This is a genomic window from Caulobacter sp. SRI_014 (genome assembly GCF_057586315.1).
Map to the genome: position 1 here is coordinate 42,490 of NZ_JBYCZQ010000007.1, position 21,469 is coordinate 63,958.

General features: G+C 68.2%; 24 protein-coding genes. 14 read left to right on the forward strand and 10 right to left on the reverse strand.

Going from position 1 to position 21,469, the window contains the following annotated elements; all coding sequences use genetic code 11:
* The first annotated feature begins 42 nt into the window (after nt 1–42).
* The 3 genes from AC2YG9_RS15545 to AC2YG9_RS15555 all read left to right on the forward strand — a co-directional run bounded on the left by AC2YG9_RS15545 (nt 43) and on the right by AC2YG9_RS15555 (nt 2,293).
* Nucleotides 43–825 carry an enoyl-CoA hydratase-related protein gene (locus tag AC2YG9_RS15545; protein WP_487298891.1) on the forward strand — a complete coding sequence of 261 codons (783 nt, stop codon included), beginning with the start codon at nt 43–45 and terminating at the stop codon, nt 823–825.
* A gap of 291 nt (nt 826–1,116) precedes the next feature.
* On the forward strand, nt 1,117–2,019 hold the full coding sequence (locus tag AC2YG9_RS15550; RefSeq protein ID WP_487298892.1) for an Hsp33 family molecular chaperone: 903 nt from the start codon (nt 1,117–1,119) through the stop codon (nt 2,017–2,019).
* Between the two features lie 4 nt (nt 2,020–2,023).
* A complete protein-coding gene (locus AC2YG9_RS15555) occupies nt 2,024–2,293 on the forward strand; it encodes a hypothetical protein (RefSeq protein ID WP_487298893.1) in 270 nt (89 codons plus the stop codon).
* Here AC2YG9_RS15555 and apaG read toward each other — a convergent pair.
* Together apaG and metZ are read right to left on the reverse strand one after the other, a co-directional pair.
* Nucleotides 2,290–2,721 (reverse strand): Co2+/Mg2+ efflux protein ApaG, encoded by a 432-nt coding sequence (gene apaG / locus AC2YG9_RS15560; RefSeq protein WP_487298894.1) that lies wholly within the window; start codon nt 2,719–2,721, stop codon nt 2,290–2,292. The genes AC2YG9_RS15555 and apaG overlap by 4 nt on opposite strands.
* Nucleotides 2,718–3,902: an O-succinylhomoserine sulfhydrylase gene (metZ, locus tag AC2YG9_RS15565; RefSeq protein WP_487298895.1), complete on the reverse strand. Its 1,185-nt coding sequence runs from the start codon at nt 3,900–3,902 to the stop codon at nt 2,718–2,720. The genes apaG and metZ overlap by 4 nt, the downstream gene beginning before the upstream one ends.
* A 112-nt stretch (nt 3,903–4,014) precedes the next feature.
* On the opposite strand from metZ, the gene AC2YG9_RS15570 reads away from it, so the two are divergent.
* The 9 genes from AC2YG9_RS15570 to AC2YG9_RS15610 all read left to right on the forward strand — a co-directional run bounded on the left by AC2YG9_RS15570 (nt 4,015) and on the right by AC2YG9_RS15610 (nt 10,665).
* Nucleotides 4,015–5,292 carry a tetratricopeptide repeat protein gene (locus AC2YG9_RS15570; RefSeq protein ID WP_487298896.1) on the forward strand — a complete coding sequence of 426 codons (1,278 nt, stop codon included), beginning with the start codon at nt 4,015–4,017 and terminating at the stop codon, nt 5,290–5,292.
* 97 nt (nt 5,293–5,389) lie between these two features.
* The gene (locus AC2YG9_RS15575) at nt 5,390–5,608 is read left to right on the forward strand and encodes a hypothetical protein (protein ID WP_487298897.1); all 219 of its coding nucleotides are present in this window, start codon (nt 5,390–5,392) and stop codon (nt 5,606–5,608) included.
* 354 nt (nt 5,609–5,962) lie between these two features.
* A complete protein-coding gene (locus tag AC2YG9_RS15580) occupies nt 5,963–6,982 on the forward strand; it encodes a 2'-deoxycytidine 5'-triphosphate deaminase (RefSeq protein WP_487298898.1) in 1,020 nt (339 codons plus the stop codon).
* A gap of 104 nt (nt 6,983–7,086) precedes the next feature.
* Nucleotides 7,087–7,533, forward strand: a complete 447-nt coding sequence (locus AC2YG9_RS15585) for a hypothetical protein (protein WP_487298899.1) — start codon at nt 7,087–7,089, stop codon at nt 7,531–7,533.
* A gap of 12 nt (nt 7,534–7,545) precedes the next feature.
* Nucleotides 7,546–7,953 carry a hypothetical protein gene (locus AC2YG9_RS15590; RefSeq protein ID WP_487298900.1) on the forward strand — a complete coding sequence of 136 codons (408 nt, stop codon included), beginning with the start codon at nt 7,546–7,548 and terminating at the stop codon, nt 7,951–7,953.
* A complete protein-coding gene (locus AC2YG9_RS15595; RefSeq protein ID WP_487298901.1) occupies nt 7,950–8,150 on the forward strand; it encodes a helix-turn-helix transcriptional regulator in 201 nt (66 codons plus the stop codon). The genes AC2YG9_RS15590 and AC2YG9_RS15595 overlap by 4 nt, the downstream gene beginning before the upstream one ends.
* Nucleotides 8,147–8,806 carry a hypothetical protein gene (locus AC2YG9_RS15600; protein WP_487298902.1) on the forward strand — a complete coding sequence of 220 codons (660 nt, stop codon included), beginning with the start codon at nt 8,147–8,149 and terminating at the stop codon, nt 8,804–8,806. Before AC2YG9_RS15595 ends, AC2YG9_RS15600 begins: the two co-directional genes overlap by 4 nt.
* Nucleotides 8,807–8,839: 33 nt before the next feature.
* A complete protein-coding gene (locus tag AC2YG9_RS15605) occupies nt 8,840–9,721 on the forward strand; it encodes an alpha/beta fold hydrolase (RefSeq protein WP_487298903.1) in 882 nt (293 codons plus the stop codon).
* A gap of 29 nt (nt 9,722–9,750) precedes the next feature.
* Nucleotides 9,751–10,665: a TraB/GumN family protein gene (locus tag AC2YG9_RS15610; protein WP_487298904.1), complete on the forward strand. Its 915-nt coding sequence runs from the start codon at nt 9,751–9,753 to the stop codon at nt 10,663–10,665.
* A gap of 110 nt (nt 10,666–10,775) precedes the next feature.
* Here the strand turns inward: AC2YG9_RS15610 and AC2YG9_RS15615 are convergent, their stop codons facing one another.
* From AC2YG9_RS15615 to AC2YG9_RS15625, 3 genes are all read right to left on the reverse strand, one after another.
* Entirely contained in the window at nt 10,776–12,611 is a 1,836-nt protein-coding gene (locus AC2YG9_RS15615; protein WP_487298905.1) for a bifunctional helix-turn-helix transcriptional regulator/alpha/beta hydrolase, read from the reverse strand.
* 55 nt (nt 12,612–12,666) lie between these two features.
* Entirely contained in the window at nt 12,667–13,257 is a 591-nt protein-coding gene (locus AC2YG9_RS15620; protein ID WP_487298906.1) for an HD domain-containing protein, read from the reverse strand.
* A 63-nt stretch (nt 13,258–13,320) separates the two neighbouring features.
* On the reverse strand, nt 13,321–14,211 hold the full coding sequence (locus tag AC2YG9_RS15625) for a LysR family transcriptional regulator (RefSeq protein WP_487298907.1): 891 nt from the start codon (nt 14,209–14,211) through the stop codon (nt 13,321–13,323).
* A gap of 94 nt (nt 14,212–14,305) precedes the next feature.
* On the opposite strand from AC2YG9_RS15625, the gene AC2YG9_RS15630 reads away from it, so the two are divergent.
* Both AC2YG9_RS15630 and AC2YG9_RS15635 read left to right on the forward strand, forming a co-directional pair.
* A complete protein-coding gene (locus tag AC2YG9_RS15630) occupies nt 14,306–14,995 on the forward strand; it encodes a glutathione S-transferase family protein (RefSeq protein ID WP_487298908.1) in 690 nt (229 codons plus the stop codon).
* Between the two features lie 25 nt (nt 14,996–15,020).
* The gene (locus AC2YG9_RS15635; RefSeq protein WP_487298909.1) at nt 15,021–16,031 is read left to right on the forward strand and encodes a zinc-dependent alcohol dehydrogenase; all 1,011 of its coding nucleotides are present in this window, start codon (nt 15,021–15,023) and stop codon (nt 16,029–16,031) included.
* Nucleotide 16,032: 1 nt separating this feature from the next.
* On the opposite strand, the gene AC2YG9_RS15640 is transcribed toward AC2YG9_RS15635, so the two are convergent.
* The 5 genes from AC2YG9_RS15640 to AC2YG9_RS15660 are packed head-to-tail and all read right to left on the reverse strand — an operon-like array spanning nt 16,033 to nt 21,389.
* Nucleotides 16,033–16,758 (reverse strand): sugar phosphate isomerase/epimerase family protein, encoded by a 726-nt coding sequence (locus AC2YG9_RS15640; RefSeq protein ID WP_487298910.1) that lies wholly within the window; start codon nt 16,756–16,758, stop codon nt 16,033–16,035.
* Nucleotides 16,758–18,440: a GMC oxidoreductase gene (locus AC2YG9_RS15645; RefSeq protein ID WP_487298911.1), complete on the reverse strand. Its 1,683-nt coding sequence runs from the start codon at nt 18,438–18,440 to the stop codon at nt 16,758–16,760. The genes AC2YG9_RS15640 and AC2YG9_RS15645 overlap by 1 nt, the downstream gene beginning before the upstream one ends.
* A 9-nt stretch (nt 18,441–18,449) precedes the next feature.
* Entirely contained in the window at nt 18,450–19,208 is a 759-nt protein-coding gene (locus tag AC2YG9_RS15650; protein ID WP_487298912.1) for a hydroxypyruvate isomerase family protein, read from the reverse strand.
* Nucleotides 19,208–20,350: a Gfo/Idh/MocA family protein gene (locus AC2YG9_RS15655; protein ID WP_487298913.1), complete on the reverse strand. Its 1,143-nt coding sequence runs from the start codon at nt 20,348–20,350 to the stop codon at nt 19,208–19,210. Before AC2YG9_RS15655 ends, AC2YG9_RS15650 begins: the two co-directional genes overlap by 1 nt.
* Complete coding sequence (locus tag AC2YG9_RS15660) at nt 20,337–21,389, reverse strand: sugar phosphate isomerase/epimerase family protein (RefSeq protein ID WP_487298914.1); 1,053 nt, start codon at nt 21,387–21,389, stop codon at nt 20,337–20,339. Before AC2YG9_RS15660 ends, AC2YG9_RS15655 begins: the two co-directional genes overlap by 14 nt.
* Nucleotides 21,390–21,469: the final 80 nt, after the last annotated feature.

The following is a 21,469-nucleotide window of genomic DNA, read 5'->3' on the forward strand; positions in this document are numbered from 1 at the left end:
GCGGAAGCCCGGCTTGCTGGCGCCCAACAAGGGAGCAAGCCGATGGCCTACGAATACATCAAGGTCGACCGCGAAGGGCCGGTCACCATCTTCACGCTGAACCGGCCGGAGGTGATGAACGCCCTCCATTCGCCGGCCCACTTCGAGCTGCACGAGGCGTTTGACGCCTTCGCCGCCGATCCGGAGCAGTGGGTAGGCATCGTCACCGGGGCCGGCGACCGCGCCTTCTCGGCCGGCAACGACCTCAAGCACCAGGCCGGCGGCGGCAAGATGGGCAGCCCGCCTTCGGGCTTCGCCGGCCTGACCAGCCGCTTCGACCTCAACAAGCCGCTGATCGCGGCGGTAAACGGCATCGCCATGGGCGGCGGGTTCGAGATCGCCCTGGCCTGCGACATTATCCTGGCCGCCGACACCGCCGTCTTCGCCCTGCCCGAGCCGAAGGTCGGCCTCGCCGCCCTGGCCGGTGGCCTGCACCGTCTGCCGCGCACCATCGGCGTCAAGCGGGCCATGGGCATGATCCTGACCGCCCGCCGCGTCTCGGCCGCGGAGGGCGAAGCGCTGGGCTTCGTCAACGCCGTCGTCCCGGCCGCCGACCTGATGGCGGAGGCCAAGAAGTGGGCCGCGATGATCAGCGAATGCAGCCCGATGTCGATCCGCGCCTCCAAGGAAGCGGTGATGAACGGCCTGGACGCCCCGTCGCTGGAATCGGCGATCAAGGAGCAGTTCAAGCACCCGGCCGTGGCGGCGCTGTTCAAGTCCGAGGACTTCGTCGAAGGGCCGATGGCCTTCGCGCAAAAGCGCGCGCCGCAGTGGAAGGGTCGTTAGCCCGCACCACAAAGTGCGCAGACCTCCAAGCTCTCCGCCCTTTGGGCGGAGGACCGCTTTCGAGCCTTAGCGAGAAAGCAGGAGGCGGGCCCACCGGCGTTGGAAGGTTAGCGCGTTCCCTTACACGCCGGCGGCGGCGGCCTCCCTGCCCATCCGCCGGTGGAAGTCCCGCCTCCTGTTTTGTCGCCAAGGCTCCAAAACGGTCCTCCGCCCCAAGGGCGGAGAGCTGAAACCTGTGCCTCGCCGTCTGCCTCTCGCTTTTCTCGCGTGAGCCCCTATCTAGACCCGCTCATGACCCAAGCTCCCATTCCCGACGACCTCGTCGCCTCGTTCCAGATCGAAGGCTGGCCGGTTCGCGGCCGCATCACCCGGCTCGGCGCCTCCATCCATGAGGTGCTGACCCGGCACGACTATCCGGAAGCGGTGGCCAACCTGCTGGGCGAGGCCTGCGCCCTGGCCGCCCTGGTCGGCTCCAGCCTGAAGTTCGAGGGCCGGCTGATCGTCCAGGCCCAGGGCGATGGGCCGGTCTCTTACGTGGTCTGCGACTACGACACGACCGGCCAGTTCCGTGGCTACTGCCGTTTCGACCCCGAGCGCGTCGCCGAGGCCGGCAAGGGCTTCATCCGCCCCGGCGCCCGCACCCTGCTGGGTGATGGCCTGTTCATCATGACGGTGGACCAGGGCGAGGACATGGAGCGCTACCAGGGCATCACCCAGATCGAGGGCGAAACCCTTGCCCTCTGCGCCGAGCAGTATTTCGCCCAGTCGGAACAGACCCCGACCCGCGTCCGCCTGGCTGTCGGCCAGATCGACACCGGCGAGGGCCTGACCTGGCGGGCCGGCGGCCTGATGATCCAGAACATCGCCAGCGACGACGCCCGTGGCTCGACCGAGGACGTCTGGACCCGCGCCCAGGCTCTGTTCCAGACCACCGGCGAGGACGAACTGGTCGACCCGACTCTGTCGTCCGAGACCCTGCTGTGGCGCCTCTTCAACGAGGACGGCGTGCGGGTGTTCGAACCCCATGCCCTCAAGGCCTTCTGCCGCTGCTCGGAAGACCGCATCGCCACGGTGATCGACAGCTTCTCCGACGAAGAGAAGGCCGAGATGGTCGAGGACGACGGCAAGATCCGCGTCACCTGCGAATACTGCAGCCGGGTCTACGCCATCGATCCGGACGCCGTGGCGCAGTAACGGCGTGGAGTGGCCGGTCTACGCCCTGATCGCCTATGCCGTCCTGGGCGTTGCCGGGATGATCTGGGTAGACATGCGGTTCCAGCCACCGGCCTGGCTGTCCTGGCCGCTGTGGGCGGCGGTCGTGCTGCCCTTCATCTGGTTTCTCCTGAAGTGGTCCGGGATGAACGGCGTCGAGGCGACTTTGGCTCTGCCGATACTCGCCGTCATCCTGACGATCCGGTACGGCGCGGCGTGGCTGCTCAAGAAGTTTCTAACCCGCAACGACGACTAGTTCAGCTTCTTCGAAGCCCCCGGCAGGTGCAGCGAGAACTCGGGGATCGCTGCTTCGAACGCCTCGCCGTCGTCGGTGACCATCTGGTAGGCCCCGCTCATCAGGCCCGACGGCGTGTCCAGCGGGCAGCCAGAGACATAGCGGAAGGCCTCGCGGCCCTTGAGAATCGGCTGCTCGCCGACAACGCCGCGGCCGCGGATCTCTTCCTGCCGGTTGCGGGCGTCGGTGATCACCCAGCGGCGGGACACCAGCTGCACCGTCTCGGCGCCGTGGTTCTCGATTTCGACCGTGTAGTTCCAGAAGTACTTGTTCTCGATCGGATCCGAATGGGCCGGCTCGTACGAGGCCTTCACCCGAACGACGACGTCGCGGGTGCGGGCTTCATAGACCGGGCTATCCGTGGTTCCGCGCTTCCGTATCGGTCTCATGCAGCATCCAACGCCTGAACGATGTCCCTCGTCAGGTCGGCCACATCTTCCAGCCCCACGCTCATCCGCACAAAACCCTCGGTCAGCCCGATTTCGAGCCGCTTCTCCTCGGGCATCGCGCGATGCGTGGTGGTCGACGGATGGGTCGCCATGGACTTGGCATCACCCAGATTGTTGCTGATGTCGACGAGGTTCAACCCGTCGAGGAATCGCCATGCCGCCTCACGCGAACCGAGGTCAAAAGCCAGCAGGTTGCCAAACCCGCTCATCTGGCTGCGCGCGACGGCCGCTTGCGGGTGATCGGCCCGGCCCGGATAGCGCACGGACCTGGTCACCGGGTGGTCGGCAATGACGTCGGCCAGCACGGCGGCCGTCTCGGTCTGACGGCGGACCCGCAGGTCGAGCGTCTCCAGCCCCTTGAGCAGCACCCAGGCATTGAACGGGCTGATCGCCGGGCCGGTGTGGCGCAGGATGTCGCGGTAGGCCTCGTCCATCAGGGCGAAGTCGCCAAGGATGGCGCCGCCGAGGACGCGACCCTGGCCGTCGATGTGCTTGGTCGCCGAATAGACGACGACGTCGGCCCCCAGCTTCAGGGGCTGCTGGAAGATCGGCGTGGCGAAGACGTTGTCGACCACCACCTTGGCGCCGGCGGCGTGGGCGATCTTGCAGACCGCCGCGATGTCGGTGACCTCCAGCAGCGGGTTGGCCGGGCTCTCGACCAGCACCACCTTGGTGTTGGGCCGCATGGCCGCTTCCCAGGCCTCCAGGTCCGTCGCGTCGACGAAGGTGGTTTCGACCCCGAAACGCGGCAGCCAGTTGGCCACGATCCAGTTGCAGCTGCCGAACAGCGCCCGGCCCGCCACCAGATGGTCGCCGGCCTTGAGCAGGCCGGTCAGGGCCACATGCACCGCGGCCATGCCGCTGGCCACGGCGCGGCAGAATTCGGCCCCTTCCAGCAGCGCCAGCCGCTCCTCGAACATCTGGGTCGTGGGGTTGGCGTAGCGGCTGTAGACGAACCCCGGATCATCGCCGGCGAAGCGGGCGTCGGCGGCCCCGGCGCTTTCGTAGACGAAGCTCTGGGTCAGGTAGATCGGCTCGGAGGTCTCGCCGAACGGACTGCGGTTCAGCCCGCCGCGGATCAGCTTGGTGGCCGGCTGCCAGCTCTTGGGGTCATCGGCCATGGGGAGGCTCCTTCGTCTTGCCGCGCTTGAACCGCATCGGGGCGCCGTGGGCAACCCTGAGGGGGCCAAACTTCTGTTGAAGGAGGTGTCAGTCCGGCTGCAAGGTGGAACCATGATCATCAAGGACCGCCATGGCGTCGATCTGACCGGGGCCAGCCGCAACGCCGTCGACCTCTGGGACGAGGCCGTCGCCGCCTACAACCGCTATGCCGGCGATCCCGTCGCCCTGCTCGACGCGGCGATCGCCGACAGTCCGGGCTTCCTGATGGCCCATGTGCTCAAGGGCTACATGCACGTCCTCGGGTCCAACCCGAGGGCCGTGAAGGTCGCGCGGCGGTGTCTTGAGGCAGCCAACGGCCTGACCGAAAGCGGGGGCTGGGGCGTGCAGCATCGCGCGGCCCTCGCCGCGCTGCTCGAAGAGCCGGCGGATATTGCCCGGGCGGCGGCGATCCTCGAAGACCTCTCGCTGGCCGAGCCCCGCGACATCATCGCCCTGCAGATCGGCCAGACCCTGGACTTCCTGCGCGGCGACGCCCGCATGCTTCGCGACCGCATCGCCCGGGTGACCGGCGTCTGGACGCGGGACATGCCGGGCTACCACGCCATCCAGGGCATGCTGGCCTTCGGGCTTGAGGAGACTGGCGCCTACGCCCGGGCTGAGGCGGCCGGCCGCCTGGCCCTGGAGCTGGAGCCGCGCAACGGTTGGGCCCGCCACGCGGTGGCCCATGTGATGGAGATGCAGGACCGGCGCGAGGAGGGCCTCGCCTTCATGCGCGCCGACACCGCCCAATGGACCGAAGGCAGCTTCTTCGCCGTCCACAACTGGTGGCATACGGCCCTGTTCCACCTGGGCCTGGGCGACACGGACGGAGCGCTGGAAGCCTTCGACGGCCCCATCTTCGGCGACCGGTCCGACCTGGCCTTCGATATGGTCGATGCGGCCGGGCTGCTGTGGCGGATGAACCTGATGAAGGCCGATGTCGGCGGCCGCTGGGACGATCTCGCCGACCTCTACGAGAAGCAGCCGCACGGCCAGTATGCCTTCGACGACGCCCACGCGATGATGGCTTTCGCCGCCACCGACCGGCGCGACGAGGCAGGCGCTGTCCTGGCGGCGCTGGAAGCGGCCGCGGCGGGGCAGGGCGAGCCGGCGCTCGTCGCCCGCGAAGTAGGGTTGCCGATCGCCCGCGGCATCGAGGCCTTCGGTCTCGGCGACTACAACCGCAGCATCGACCTTCTGCTTCCGGCCCGCAACGGCGCGGCCCGGTTCGGCGGCAGCCACGCCCAGCGCGACGTCATCGACCTGACCATCATTGAAGCGGCGCAAAGGGCGATGGACTGGGAACTGGCCGAAGCGCTGAAGGCCGAGCGCGCGATCGCCCGCAGCTGACCGTCGGCTGCCCGACACCGTCGGCGGAACCCTGTTCGGCGAGGCGGCGTTGAGGTTAACGTAGCGTGCGTACTTCCCCTTGCCGGAGAGCCACACCTTGCCCCTGACGACGATCTTCCGCGTGTTCGCGGCCATCCTCGCCCTGTTCGGAATCCTCAACTTCGTCCTGCTGATCCTGGCCGACCCCATCGGCCGGTTCTCGCCGGTCAGCTTCAGCGCCACCACCAGCCTGACCGACGCCATTCTGCTGTTCGGCGTCGGGGCCGGCGTCTGGGTGCTGGGGCAGGGGGCTGGCGGGCACAAGTCCCACCACTGAACGATAAAATATACGATAAATCAGTCACTTAACGAATATGTCTAGACATATTCGGGGCCCTCTGGCGGCCTCCGCGCCGGCTGGCGGATCGGCGTGGCGCGCAGGTTGGCGCCCGGTGTCAACAATCCCCGCGCCGGCGCCTACGTGGCGCCTACGCGGGCGCCTACAATCCCGCGCTCAAGATCAACGCCAAGGCCCACGCCACAAGGGCTTTTGCGGAATCCTGGCCGATGCACCCCATTTTCCGTAGGTGTGACGGTCGAGGTATAATGATCGCCGCTTCGATAACCCGCGTTCGAGGCTCCCGAAGATTCCCTTGCAACCGGCCCCGCGCGCGGCGAATGTGGTTCGACGATGACAGAAACACCGTCCGCGGGGATTCTTCCCTGCCAATCCATCGAGGATCTGGTCGCGCAAGGCGCCATCACCTCGCTTACCCCGTTCGATGCTGACCAGGTCCAACCGGCCAGCCTGGACCTGCGCCTGGGCCTGCGGGTCTGGCGCGTGCGCGCCTCCTTCCTGCCGGGCCGCCGCAAGGTGCTCGACCGGATCGCCGACGTTTCGATGCACGAACTCGACCTCACCCGCGGCGGCGCCGTGCTCGAGCGCGGTTGCGTCTATATCGCCGAGATCCAGGAAAGCCTGGCCCTGCCGCCGGGCGTCTCGGCGCGCGGCAACCCGAAGAGCTCTTCGGGCCGGGTCGACGTCTTCGTCCGCCTGCTGACCGACCACGGCCACGCTTTCGACGACGTCGTCGAAGGCTATCACGGCCCGCTCTACCTGGAGATCGCGCCGCAGACCTTCTCGGTCCTGGTCCGCCCGGGCACGCGCCTGAACCAGCTGCGCCTCAAGCGCGGCAAGCCTCAGATCCTCGAAACCCGCAGCGTCGGCGTCGATCTGTCGGCCGGCATGGCGGGCTTCCGGGGGCGCCGCCACGCCGGGGTCATCGACCTCGACCATGAGGACGGCCACGACCCGCGCGACTTCTGGGAGCCGCTGGAGCCGCGTAAGGGCGAGCTGCTGCTCGATCCCAACGAGTTCTACATCCTGGCCTCCAAGGACGACATCGAGATCCCCGTCCTGCAGGCCGCCGAGATGACCCCCATCGACCCGGCCGTCGGCGAGTTCCGCGTCCACTACGCCGGCTTCTTCGACCCCGGCTTCGGCACCTCGGAAACCGACTCCGTCGGCTCCAAGGGGGTGCTGGAGGTGCGCAGCCACGAGACTCCCTTCCTGCTGGAGGACGGCCAGACCGTCGCCCGGCTGGTGTACGAGCCGCTCACAGCCCGCCCGACCCGCCTCTACGGCGAGGACGGTTCGCACTACCTGCGCCAGGGGCTGAAGCTGTCGAAACACTTCAAGGTCTGGAAATAGCCTGTCGGCCTGTCAGGTGAACTAGACGTAATGTCTAGGTCGCTTGACATGGCGACTGACTCGATGAGACAAGCATCCTTGTCACAAGGACAAGGACGTTCGACATGCCGAAATCATCCCCCGGCGAGGGCCGCGCCCAGCGCAGCCGCAAGCAGCTGATGCTGGCCTTTATGGGCGCCGCCGCCGGGCTGGTGCTCGCCTTCGCCTCGCTGAGCATGGAGACCAGTGTCGTCACCACGATCATGGCGGTCGTCGGCTTCGCAGTCTCCATGGGCTCGATTCACGCCAGCCAGCGCTGGTGGAAGGAAGCCGATGAGGCGGTCAAGGAGGCCCACAAGACCGGCTGGTACTGGGGTGGATCGGGCGGCCTGGCCGTGGCCGGCGGCCTGCTGGGGTTGTTGTTCGCCCTCGAACCCGACTTCTCGCTGCGCCAGTTCGCCCTGTTCCCCGGCGACGCGGGCCTGATGGCCACCGGCCTGTTGATCCCCATCGTCTTCGCCTTCGTCGGTTACACCATCGCCTGGGCGGCGTGGTGGTTGCGCAATCGCTAGGGAGGCAAGGTCATGAACCGCATCAATCCCGCCAGCCCCGCCATGCGCCGTTACCTGGGCCGGTTCGTCCCCGTGATGGTCCTCTACGTGATCGTCCTGTCCGCCACGCTCTGGGCCATCAGCACCCTGACGCCCACCGGCCCGCTCCTCTGGGCCCTGGCCGTGGCGCCGGCGCTGCCGGTGGTCGGCTGCATCGTGGTCATGGGGCTCTATCTCCTCGAGGAGAAAGACGAGTTCACCCGCGCCGTCACAGTCGAATCCATGCTCTGGGGCATCGGCGCGACCCTGACGCTGACCACCGTCTGGGGCTTCCTCGAGAACGCCGACGTGCTGCCGCACTTCCAGACCTACCTCGCCTTCCCGCTGTTCTGCGGGGCTCAGGGTCTGGCCCAGTTCTTCGTGGCGCGGAGGTACCGGTGAAGAACCGCCTGAAGGTCCTGCGCGCCGAGCGCGACTGGAGCCAGGCCGACCTCGCCGACCGGCTGGAGGTCTCGCGCCAGACCATCAACGCCATCGAGACAGGCAAGTACGACCCCAGCCTGCCCCTGGCCTTCAAGATCGGCCGACTGTTCGGCCAGTCCATCGAAACCATCTTTGACGACGGAGAGTCCCAATGACCTCTTCAACAGCCACCACCCGCCGCCTCACCGTGAGGAGCATCCTTGTCTGCCTCGGCCTCGTCTTCGGCGGCGCGGTGGGGTTTGCCGTCGGCAAGCTCATCAAGACCGGCGTCATCGATGTCGCGTCCATGGGGTGGTCCGACGAAGCCGCCGTGGTGATCGCCATCTCCTTGATGGCGCTGGGCCTGATCATCGGCCTGGTCAGCCTCAATCGCCGCGCCGCTGGTCGGATGATGGATCCGGACGGCGATCGGCCGGCGACAGCCGGTCAGGCGTCCTTCTACCGGCAGCAGGGCCTGGTCCTGTTTCTCGCCGGGGCGATGATGGCCGGGCCGGTCGCCGCCGCGGTGCTGTACGACCCGCTGCCGTTCCCCGTCGCCTCGGCCGTCATGCTGGCCGTCGTCGCCGCCTTCCTGGCCCAGACGGCCTACAACCTGCTGGTCTGGCGCAGGGCCGATGAACTGATGCGCCAGACCATTTCCCAGACGGGCGCGGTCTGCTTCTGGGTGCTGCAGGGCATGCTGTTCCTCTGGGCGGCGGCGGAGAAGCTGAACCTGGCGCCCGCCCTGTCGGCCTGGGACATGATGACCATCATGATGGGCTTCTATCTGGTGGTATCGGCGGCAATGTCGGCCCGCCGCGGCCTGGCCTGACGTTTCGACATCTCCCCGTAGGATTTCCCCGCCATGCTGCCCAAGACCATGCGCCTGCTCGCCGTCATCCTGGCCTTTCTGGCCCCCGGACTTGCCGGGACTCTGGCGCACGCCGCGGCGCCGACCCGCTTCACCGTCGAGGTGCGCGGCAAGGGGCCGGACGTCATCCTGATCCCGGGCCTCGCCTCCAGCCGGGCCGTCTGGGAACCGACCGCCAGGGCCCTCGAAGGCCGCTACCGGCTGCACGTCGTCCAGGTGAACGGCTTCGCCGGTAGTCCGGCCGGAGCCAATGCCCAAGGGCCGATCATCGATGGCCTGGTCGAGGAACTGGCCGCCTATATCGCCGACAACAGGCTGGATCGTCCGGCCGTCATCGGTCACTCGATGGGCGGATTCACCGGGCTCGCCCTGTCGCGGCGCCATCCCGAGAGCCTCGGCCGGCTGATGGTGGTCGACGCCTTTCCCTTTTTCAGCATCCTGATCCAGGCCAAGGACGCCGTCGCGGCCGAGCCTGTCGCCGCCCGGACCCGCGCCAACTTCGCGACCATGAGCGACGAGGACCTTCTGAAGGTTCAGACCCGCACCATGGCCTCGTTGGTCAAGGACGAGCAGGGGCGGAGGGACTCCATCGCCTGGTCGATGGCCAGCGACCGCCAGGTGGTCGGCCAGGTGACCTATGAGGTCATGACCACCGACCTGCGCGGCGAACTGGCCGCCATCACCACCCCGGTCACCGTGGTCTACGCCAAGGACGCCAGCATGGGGTTCGTCGGCAACATCATCGGCGGCGTCTACAAGGATAACTATGCCGCCTTGAAGGGGGTGAAGATCATCGAGATCGACAATTCCCTGCACTTCATCATGATCGACCAGCCGGAGGCGTTCCTCCGCGAAGTCGAGACCTTCCTTAAATAACCTCAGCCTCGAAAAGAGTGGATCGCTTCATGTTCAAGTCCCTGCGGACCGCCAAGGTCCTGGCGGTCAGCGCCATCGCCCTGCTGGGTGTGGCCTGTTCCAGCACCCCCGCCAAGCCGCCTGTCGCCATCGCGCCGGAGCCGCAAGGCCCCGCCATGTGGGTCATCCGCGACCACGACTCGACCATCTACCTGTTCGGGACGGTCCACCTGCTGCGGCCGGAAACCAAATGGCGGACGCCGAAGTTCGAGGCCGCGCTGGCCTCGGCCGATGAGCTGTGGTTCGAGATCACCGACGGCGACGATGCGGGCAACATGCAGTCGCTGGTCATGACCATCGGCATGGATCAGGCCAATCCGCTGTCCAAGAAGCTGACGCCCGAGCAGTACGCCCGCGTGAAAGCCGCCGCCGACAAGGCCGGCTTCCCGGTCGCTGCCCTGGACAACATGAAGCCCTGGATGGCCGGCCTGACCCTGTCGGTCCTGACCATGATGAAGTCCGGCTTCGACCCCAACGCCGGCGTCGACAGCATCGTCAAGAAGGAGGGCGAGACGGCCAAGAAGCCTCTCCGCGCCTTCGAGACCGCCGAGCAGCAGCTGCGCTTCTTCGACAGCCAGCCGCCCGAGGTGCAGGTTGAGTTCCTGATGAGCAGCATCGACGAGTTGGACGAGAGCGCCGACATGCTCGACGGCCTGGTCAAGCACTGGGCGGTCGGTGATATCGCCGCCCTGGAAGCCGACCTCGTGTCCGACATGAAGAGCGAGTACCCCGACCTCTACAAGGTCCTGCTGGTTGACCGGAACGCCGCCTGGGCCAAGACCCTGGCCGAACGGCTGAAGGGCAGCGGCGTCAGCTTCGTCTCGGTCGGCTCGGCTCACCTGATCGGCAACGACAGCGTGCAGAGCTTCCTGGCCAAGCAAGGCATCAAGGCCACCCGCTACTAGAGCATGTCAGGGCGAAGTGTATGCGGTTCGCCCGCCCGGACATGCTCTAAATGTTTGATTCTAGACCCTTTTGATCAGGTTTTGATGCGTACATCAAAACCTGAAAGGGTCTAGGCGGTCAGAAGCGCGGCCAGCTGTTCGGGGTGCGAGTAGTAGGGGAACAGTCCGGGTCCGGGCAGCTCCCCGAAGCTGACGCCGGGCAGGTGGCCGTAGACCGCTTGCAGGCCCGGCATCGGCATCTCGGGAAACTCGATGACCCGCCAGCTGGCGCCGCCGACCACCGGTGGCGGCGTCCAGCCCCGGGCGAACAGGGCCTGTTCGACGGCGAAGCCGCGGATGGTGCGGGCCGACATCGCCTGGCAATCGCGGATCAGGCTGGTCAGCACCGTGGGTTCCTCGACGATCAGCCGGTCGGCCTCGATGTGCTGGGCCGAGCGCAGCACCGTCTCGCGTAGCAGGTTGGTGCTGTTCTGGCGGCGCATCAGCTCGGCGATCAGGGCGATCAGGTCCGGCTGGGTGTAGAACAGCTTCTTCACCGCCCCGGTCACCGTATTCTCGGCCCGCACCCGGCGCGTACCGGAGGCGTTGGGGCGCAGCAGCACCCCGTCCGTCACCCGCTCCGGATAGCGGCTGGCGAAGGCCAGGGCGGCGGCCGCCCCGTCGTCGCGCGCCGCGATCCGCACCTGGCTCAGCCGCAGGGCGCCCAGGATGTCGGCCATGTCGTCGGCGCAGGTGGTCAGGTAATCGCCTCGGTCGGGCTCGGTCAGTCCGAACCCTGGCCGCTGGGGCACGATCGGACGCCAGCCCCGGGCGTGCATCAGGGAGACAAAGGCCGGGGGCAGGGTGCGGCCGGTGATCGATCCGTGCAGGATCAGGATCGGCCGGTAGCCGCGCGGGCCATAGTCCCAGAAGGCGACCTGGCGCTCGTCCCGCGTCTGGATGACCCGCAGCTTGCCCGACAGGCTCTCGGGCTGCAGCGCCGTCTCGGCCCCGTGGGTCATGGTCACCAGGGCGCCGGCCTCGGTGACGATGCGCACCAGGTCCCGCGCCCGGCCGACCCCGGCCTTGGCGTAGAGGGCCTTCAGCTGGCCGCGGATGGTCGCCTCCTGCACTCCCAGGGTGCGGGCGATCTCCGGGGCGCTCAGCCCTTCGGCGGTCAGGGCCCCGACCCGGGCCTCGGCCGGGGTGGCGCCCAGCACCTTGGCCATCAGGGGTTTGAGGTCCGGCTCCAGGAAGATGTCGCCGCACATCAGGGTCATCAGCCGACGGACGATGTCGCTGGTCCGCTTGACCCCCAGCCGCTTCTTGATCTTGCCCAGCGCCTCGCGGGCCGTCTCATAGCCGACCCCGATCCGTTCGGCGGCCACCTGCACGGTCGGCGCGTCCAGCATGGCCTCGGCCAGCCGCGACTCCAGGGGCGTCAGGCCCAGCATGGCCGCCGCCTCGAGGGCCAGGGACTTGTCCCGCGAGGGGGCGAAGCACATCAGGACAATGCGTCTTGCGCCGGCCCGGGCGATCTCGCGCACCTCGTCCGGCACCGGCCAGTTCTGCAGCGCGTCGGACCCGGCGGCGCAGGCGGCCATGGCCGCGCCCTCCAGGTCATCGACCAGACCGGAAGCTTGCCCCTGACGCGCCGCCTGATGGGCCAGCCGGCGCAGGGCCGGGCTGTCACCAGGGTTGCCGAACCACTCGCGGAAGCGGCTGTCGGCGTAGTGGCAGCGGTGGTCCAGCCCGACCACGGCCATGCCGAAGCCCGCGCGGGGCGCCAGGCTGGTGAAGGCGGAGGCGTTGATGACGGCGGCCATCTGCAGCGCCTCGGCCAAAGCCTCGGGGTCGCGGTCGGCGGTGGTGTGCAGCAGCTGCCAGCTGTCGATGGTCGCCATGCTGACGTCGCCGGTGGCGAAGCGGTCCAGCATGGTGGGGGCGGTCTCTACGCTATCGAACACGACTCTAGGCTTCCCGACAGGTCCCTCGGGCTATGCCTAACATGGGTAGCTGAAATCAGGCCACCTTTTCGCGCAGGTAGATCGAGCGCTTGGGCGTCATCATCACGCGCTGGAGCATGGGCACGAAAGCGTCGAGCGGCATCGACTTGAAATTGGGGTCGAAGGCCTCCTGGTCGAACAGGTGGCAGAACTGGGCGGTATACTCGAAATCCGGATGGCCGCGGTACTGGTCCCGCATGTTCCGGTCCAGGCCCAGGTGGTGGAAGAAGTAGTAACCCTGGAAGATAGCGTGGTTGGCGACCATCCAGTGGTTCCGCTCCGAGACGAACGGCTGGACGATGGCGGCGGCGACGTCGGCGTGGTTGCGCGGGCCCAGGGTGTCGCCGATGTCGTGGAGGAGGGCGCAGACGACGTATTCCTCGTCCATGCCGGCCTGATGGGCGCGGGTGGCGGTCTGCAGGCTGTGCTCCAGCCGGTCGACGGCGAAGCCGCCGCAGTCGCCTTCCAGCAGCTTGAGGTGGGCGATCAGGCGGTCGGGCAGGCCGCGCCCGAACTCTGCCGAGGCCTGGGCAATGGCCAGCCAGTCTTCCTGGGTGCCGTCGACCATCGCGTGGAACTTGGCTTGCCCGTGTTCACCGTCGGCCATGATGCGTCTCCCGAACGTTTGTTTGAGCCATGGTGCGGGAGGGGAGGCCGGGCGTCAACGGCGTCAGGCCGCCTCGCCCGTGATCCGCGACCGCACGGCGCCGACCTGGGCCGCGATGTGGTCGATGAAGGCCCGCACGCGCGCGGTGCGGCGCAGGTCGGCGTGGGTGACGATCCACAGCTCGCGGCCCAGTTCCCGAAGGAGGCCAGGAACGACACGGGCCAGGGCCGGTTCGTCATCGCCCAGGTAGCACGGCAGCACGGCCAACCCGACCCCCTCGCGGGCGGCGACCATCTGGTTGATGACGCTGTTGGTGCGATAGACGATCGCCGCCTCGGGCAGGCGCTCGGCCATCCAGTCGGCGGTGTTGACGCCGGTGACGGTCTCTTCCCAGCCGACGAAGGCCTGGTCCGGAAGAGCCTCCGGCGTCAGGAGCGGGCGGTCGCGGCAGCCGTAGACGGCCCAGCCGATGTCGCAGAGCTTGCGGCCGTGCAGGTCGCCCTCGCGGGGGCGCGAGACCCGCAGCGCCACATCGGCTTCCCGGCGCGACAGGCTGAGCACCCGGTTGTCGATGATCAGGTCCAGTGAGATGGCCGGGTGCTCGCGCCGGAACCCGGCGATGAAGGGGGTAAGGAGTTTGTAGGCCAGCGTTTCGGAGCAGGTGACCCGCAGCCGGCCGCTCAGGCGCAGGTCGGCCCCCAGCAGGTCCCGATCGAGCGCGGCGGTTTCTGTCTCAACCCGCTCGGCGGCGTCGGCCATCCGTTCACCGGCCGGGGTCGCGGCGTAGACGCCGGCCGGCAAGCGCTCGAACAGTCGCACCCCAAGCCGGCGCTCCAGCGCCGCCAGGCGGCGAAAGGCGGTGGAGTGGGCGACCGACAGCGCCTTCGCCGCTGCGGTCAGCGAGCCGCTGCGGACAATGGCGAGGATCAAGCGCAGGTCGTTCCAGTCGTCCATCGGTTTGCATCCATGCAAGCACAGTTGGCGAAAACACAATTACGCTTGCGAGTACACCAGAGCTAGGGTCCCGCCAAGACAACGGAGACCCGTCATGAGCGACCTTGAACTCGTCAGTCACCACCTCTGCCCCTATGTCCAGCGAGCGGCCATAACCCTGGCCGAGAAGGGCGTCCCCTTCCGCCGCACCACCATCGATCTGTCGGCCAAGCCAGAGTGGTTCATCGCCATCTCGCCCTTGGGCAAGGTGCCGCTGCTCCGCACCGGCGACGGTGGCGTGCTGTTCGAGTCCGCGGCCATCTGTGACTACCTCGACGAGGTCTACGCGCCGCGTCTGCACCCGGAAGGGGCTTTCGAGCGGGCCGAACACCGCGCATGGATCGCCTATGCCTCCACCATCCTCGATGTCATCGGCGGCCTCTACAATGCCCCGGACGAGGCGGCCTTCGAAGAGAAGGTGCAACTGCTGGCCGACCGCTTCGAGCGGCTCGAAGAAACGCTGACGGAAAAAGGCCCATGGTTCGCCGGCGACCGATTCAGCATCGTGGACGCCGCCTTCGGGCCGGTGTTCCGCTACTTCGACACTCTGGAACGGTTCGTGTCTCTGGGCGTGTTCGGCGGCAAGCCGAGGGTGCGGGCCTGGCGGGCGGCGCTGGCCAGGCGGGCCAGCATCGCCCAGGCCGTCGACGGCGACTACCCGCGCCGACTGGAGCTGTTCCTGCGCGCCCGCGGCGGCCATCTGGCCCGCCTGATCAACGCCGCCGCGCCCGCGGCGGCTGCCTGAGGCCGGGACGATGCGAGAGGAAACCATGCGCCGCCTATGGTGGTTGGGCCCGGGCGAGGTTGAGTGGCGGCCTGCCCCCCGGCCAAGGCTGACGGCGGCTCACGACGCGATCGTGCGGCCCATCGCGGCCACGACCTGCGACCTCGATGTTATGATCCTGCGCGGGACCACGCCGTTCCAGGCGCCGATGGCGCTCGGACACGAATGCATCGCCGAGGTCGTCGAGCTGGGCGACGACACGGCCGGACTGAGCATTGGTCAGCGGGTCGTCGTGCCCTGGCATGTCTCCTGCGGCGCCTGCCCGCGGTGTCGGCGGCGTCTGCCCAACACATGCGAGACCTTCCCAGCCGGGGCCATGTACGGCATGGACCTGTCGGGGGATTTCGGCAGCTTCTTCTCCGACTTCGTGCGCGTGCCCCACGCGGCGCAGATGCTGGTTCCCCTGCCGGCTAGCCTTGATCCCGCCGTCTGCGCGGCGGCCAGCGACAACCTGCCGTTCGGCTGGGAGCTGACCGTGCCCTTCCTGGAAGAGCAGCCCGGCGCCGAGGTTCTGGTGATGGGCGGCGTCGGCTCGGTTGGGCTCTATGCGGCCGCCTTCGGCGTCGCCGCGGGCGGCCGGGTTACCTATGTCGACACCGATCGCGAGCGGCTGGAGCGGGCGCAGGCCTATGGCGCCACCATCGTCGAGGGGCCGGCGCCGCGGCGCATGCCGGGGATGTATCCGATCACCGTAGACGCCAGCGGAACGGACGCAGGCCTGCGCTGCGCCATCTCGTCGACCGAACCGGAGGGCCAATCGTCATCGGTCGGCACCCATTGGGCCGACGTCGCATTCCCAATGCGCGAGATGTACGCCAAGGGCATCCACTTCCACACCGGCCGGGGCAGAGGTCACCCCAACATCGCCGCTGCCCTGGCCTTCGTGCTGGATGGCCGCATCGATCCGGCCGGGGCCATCACCGACATCGTCGCCTTCGATGACGCCGACCGAATCCTGCGCCGCCCGGCCATGAAGTCGGTGTTCGTGCGCGACTGATCTAGACGAGGGTCTTGAGGTAGGCGGCGCTGGTCTCGACGCTTGGCCAATAGGGTTTGGGCGGGATGTCGTTTTCGACGAACATGTGCGCCACGCCGGCGGCGCGGCCGGCGGCGATGATGGCGGGGAAGTCGAGGTTGCCGAGGCCGAGGTCGGTCATCGGGCCGTCGGGCAGGGCGTCCTTGAGGTGGAGCAGTTTCACCCGGCCGGCCAGCTTTTCGATCATCGCCACCGGGTCTTCGCCGCCGGTCTTCAGCCAGTAGACGTCGAGCTCGAAGAAGACGAGCGACGGGTCGGCGGTGAGCAGGATGTCGAAGGGGCGGGTTCCCTTGGAGGCGTCGAACTCGAAGTGGTGATGGTGGTAGCAGGTGGTGAAGCCCCCGCCGGCCGCTTGCTTCGCGAAGGTCTCGAGCTGGCCGACGACGGCGGGCCAGTCGGCGGTGTTCGGATCGACGAAGGGCATGACGATGAAGCGGCTGCCCAGGGTCCTGGCGACCTCCAGCACGCGCTCGGGGCGGCTGGTCATGTCGGCGAGGCCGATATGGACGGACGGGCAGTCGAGGGCGAACTCCTGCATCTTCGCGGCGAAGGGAGCGAAGTCGAGATCGAGCGAGGCGGCGAACTCGACCTCGTCGTAGCCGGTGGCCTTGATGCGTTCGAGCGTGCCGATCGGGTCTTCGGCGAAGGGTTTGCGCAGGGTGTAGAGCTGCAGGCCGAAGGGCTTCATCAGAGGGCTCCTTGTTCGAGCAGGTCGGCGGCGTGGTTGGCCGTGCGGGCCGACAGCGCCATGTAGGTGAGCGAGGGGTTCATCGAGGCGCTGGAGGCCATCACCGCCCCGTCCGAGCAGAACAGGCCCACGACCTCGTGCGCCTGGCCCCAGCCGTTGAACACCGAGGTGGCCGGGTCGCGGCCCATGCGGGCGGTGCCCATCTCGTGGATGCGGTCGCCGGGCGGGGTCAGATAGGCGCCGGCCTCTTCCCAGGGGGTGATGTCGGTACAGCCGGCGGCGGCCAGCATGGCGTGGGAGTCCCGCGCCGCGTCCATCATCATGGCGTACTCGTTGGACCCGTGCTCGCAGTCGATGACCGGCAGGGGGATGCCCCAGTTGTCGACCCGCGAGGTCGTCAGGGTGACCCGGTTGTCGGGGTTGGGCAGGATTTCGCCGAACGGTCCCAGGTGCATGACCCAGACCTTCTTCGGCCGGCCGGAGGCGTCGAGCTCGCCGCCCTCGCGGCGGACCTTGCGGGCCCCGCCCTGGATACCGAAGCCGCGCAGGTAGGGCTTCTCCTCCTCGGTGATGTTGCCGTAGCGCGGAACGTAAATGCCGGTCGGCCGGTCGTTCTGCCAGGGCTGGTCGTCAAAGCCGGGGAAGGTTCCGACGATCTGCTTGCAGCTGACGTGGTCCATCAGGTTGCGCCCGACCTGGTCGCTGCCGTTGGCCAGGCCGCGCGGGAAGGCGTCCGACCGCGAGTTCAGCAGCAGGGCGGCGGTGTTGATGGCCGAGGCGTTGAGGAAGACCGTCCGCGCCTCATAGGTCACACCCTCCTTGGTCAGGCGATTGACCGCCCGCACGCCGGTGGCGCGTTTGGTGGCCGGGTCATAGGTCACGCTTTCGACGATGGCGTCGGTGAGGATGGTCAGATTGCCGGTCGCCCGGGCGGCGGGCAGGGTGGCGGCCAGAGAGGAGAAGTAGCTGCCGATCTGGCAGCCGTGGTGGCACTTGACGTGCTGCTCGCACTTCTTGCGGCCGACATCCATCTGCGCCTTGGCGACCCGGCTGAGGTTGGCCGTGCGGCCCATGATCATCCGGCGGGTGGGGAAGGCGTCCTCGATCCGGTCGCGGACCGTTTCCTCGACGCAGTTGAACGGGAAGGGCGGCAGGAAGTCGCCGTCCGGCAGCTGGGGGATTTCATCGTAGTTGCCGCTGACCCCGGCGAAGGCCTCGACGTGGTCGTACCAGGGCTCGAGGTCCTCATAGCGGATCGGCCAGTCCGTCCCGTGGCCGTCCTGGAGGTTGCTCTCGAAGTCCTGCGGCGCCCAGCGGTAGGACTGCCGGGCCCAGGTCAGCGACCGGCCGCCCAGGTGGTAGCCGCGGATCCAGCGGTAGGGCTTGCCGGGCACGGTCTCGTAGGGATGGTCGTGGTCGCTGGCCCAGAACTTCCGGTTGGAGTTGAACAGGGCGTAGGAGACCCCCTCGTAATAGGGGTAGTGCAGCGCCTTGTCCTCGTCGGACACCTGGTCCTCGCTGGCGTGCAGCCGCAGGGCGATATCCTTGCTGTAGTCCGGCCCGCCGTGCTCGATCTCCGGCCCGCGTTCCAGCATCAGCACCTTGAGGCCGCGCTGGCACAGCTCCTTGGCGACCCAGCCGCCGCTGATGCCAGACCCCACGACGATCGCATCGAACGCCATCACTTCCCCCTAAGCCTCGTTGAACAGGTCTACCGCCTGCTTGAGCGCGGCGATGGGTTCGCCGCGCGGAATGAACTCGTGCCCGACCCAGCGGTCGTATCCCTGGTGTTTCAGCATCCCCGCGACGCCGCGCCAGTTGATCTCCTGCCGGTCGTCCAGGTCGCGGCGGCCCGGGGCGCCGGCGGTGTGGACGTGGCCGATGATGTCGAGGTTGGCCTTGATGGTCCGGCTGAGATCGCCCTCCATCAGCTGCATGTGGTAGCCGTCGTAGAGCAGCTTCAGGGCCGGCGAACCGACCCCGCGCGCTACCGCCGCGCCGAAGGCGGTGCGGTCGCACTGCTGACCGGGATGGTCGACCTTGCTGTTGAGCAGTTCCATGAGGAGCTGCACGCCCGCGCTTTCCGCATGGGCGACGACGGGCGCCAGGCCCTCGACACAGGCGGCAATGGCCCGGTCGTCATCACCGTCGCCGTGGCGATTGCCGGAAAAGACGATGACCTGCTCGCAGCCGCCCCTGGCCGCCGCGTCGATCTGCCGGCGCACATGGTCCTGAAGCCCGGCGTGGCGGGCGGGGTCGTTGAAACCCTCCTCCAGCTTGTGGCCCGTGAGGGTGACGATGGAGAGGCCGAGGTCCTGCGCCACGGGCCACAGGTCCTCGGGTAGCATCTCGACACCCCGGGCGCCGGCCGCCACCGCCTGGGCCAGGAAGGCCGCCGGTTCGATCTCCCGGCCCATGGTGAAGGACCACCAGGCAAAGCTCTGCCGCATCAGTTTGCCTCCAGGGCGGTCCAGCGCCCGTCAGCCGCCGCGCTGGCCACCGCCGCTTCGATGAAGCGGACGCCATCGACGCCATCCTTCACCCCGGGCAGCATCGGCGCCGCGCCGCCGCCGATCAGGTCGGCCGCGTCGGCGTAGATCTGGGCGAAGCCTTCCAGATAGCCCTCCGGATGGCCGGCCGGGATGCGGGTCGCCGCCGTGGCCGCCGGCGACAGGCCGGGACCGCCTCGGCGCAGGATTTGCGGCGCCTCGCCCAGCCGGGTGAAGCGCAGCAGGTCCGGCTCTTCCTGCGCCCATTCCAGAGCGGCCTTCTCGCCGTAGAGCCGCAGGCGCAGGCCGTTGGAGACCCCGATGGCGACCTGGCTGGCCCACAACTGGCCCCGCGCGCCGCCGGCCCAGCGCAAGCGAATCTGCACGTCGTCATCGAGCCGCCGGCCGGGCACGAACCGCGAGGTCTCGGCGCTGACCGCCTGCGCCGTCTCGCCGGTGACGAAGGTGGCCAGATGGTAGGCATGGGTGGCGATGTCGCCGAGCGCGCCGCCGGCCCCGGCCCGGGCCGGATCGCCGCGCCAGTCGGCCTGTTTGTTGCCGGTCAGGTCGCTGGCCAGCCAGTCCTGGGCGTATTCGGCCTGGACCACGCGGAGGGCGCCGAGCTTGCCGGCCGCGACCATGGCCCGCATCTGACGAACCATGGCGTAGCCGCTGTAGTTGTGGGTCAGGACGAAGGGCCGGCCGGTGGTATCGACCGCTTGGGCGAGATCGAGCGCGTCGGCCAGGGTGGTGGTCAACGGCTTGTCGCAGATCACCGCGAACCCGGCTTCCAGGAAGGCCTTGGCGGGCCCGTGGTGCAAGTGGTTGGGTGTGACGATGGCGACGGCGCCGATGCGGTCCGGCCGCGCGGCTTCGGCCTTCGCCATCGCCGCCCAGTCGCCGTAAGAGCGCGCCTCATCCAGTCCCAGCGAGCGGCCGAAGGCCCGCGACCGCGCCGCGTCCGAGCTGAACGCCCCGGCGACCAGGTCCCAGCGGCCGTCCAGTCGCGCGGCCATGCGGTGCACGCCGCCAATGAAGGCGCCGTCGCCGCCGCCGACCATGCCGAGCCGCAGGCGTCCCTTCACGAGGTTACTGGCGGTCAAGGCCGAGCATCCTGCGGTTGGCCGCCGCATCGACATTGGTGGCCAGGAAGTCGTCGAAGCTTTTGCCGGTCGCCTGGATGATGTGGTCGCGGATGAAGGGCGCGCCCTCGCGGGCCCCATCGCCCGGATCCTTCAGGGCGCACTCCCACTCCAGCACGGCCCAGCCCTTGTAGCCGTAGGTGGCGAACTTGGAGAAAATGGCCTTGAAGTCGATCTGGCCGTCACCCAGCGAGCGGAAGCGACCGGCCCGTTCCTTCCACGGCGCATAGCCGCTGTAGACGCCCTGGCGGCCCGTCGGGCGGAACTCGGCGTCCTTGACGTGAAACATCTTTATGCGGTCGTGGTAGAGGTCGATGTACTCGAGATAGTCCAGTTGCTGCAGCATGAAGTGGCTGGGGTCGTAGAGCAGGCAGGCGCGGGGATGGTGATCCACGCGGTCCCAGAACATCTCGACCGTCGTCCCGTCGAACAGGTCCTCGCTTGGATGGACCTCATAGCAGAGGTCGACCCCGACATCCTCGAAGGCGTCGAGAATCGGCCGCCAGCGCCGGCCCAGCTCGTCGAAGGCTTCCTCGATCAGGCCAGCCGGCCGTTGCGGGTAGGGATAGAAATAGGGCCAGGCCAGCGAGCCGGAGAAGGTCACATGGGCGTCGAGGCCGAGGCGCCGCGAGGCCTTGGCCCCCATCAGCACCTGGTCGACGGCCCAGGCCTGGCGGGCCGTGGGGTTGCCGCGCACCTCGCGCGGCACGCCGCCGTCGAACATCTCGTCATAGGCCGGGTGGACGGCGACCAACTGGCCCTGGCTGTGGGTCGACAGTTCGGAAATCTCGACGCCGGCGTCGGCCAGGGTGCCTTTGACCTCGTCGCAGTAGGCGTCGCTCTCGGAGGCCAGCTTCAGGTCGAACAGCCGCCTGTCCCAGGTCGGAATCTGCACGCCCTTGTAGCCGAGGGAAGCGACCCATTCGGCGATTGACTTCAGGCTGTTGAACGGCGGCTCGTCCGAAGCGAACTGCGCAAGGAAAATGGCTGGGCCCTTCACGAGTCCTCCCGAGACCGCATTCTTGATTGCGGCCAGCACACGCCGCTTTGGCGCGGGGGGCAAGGGTGGAATGGCGTGAT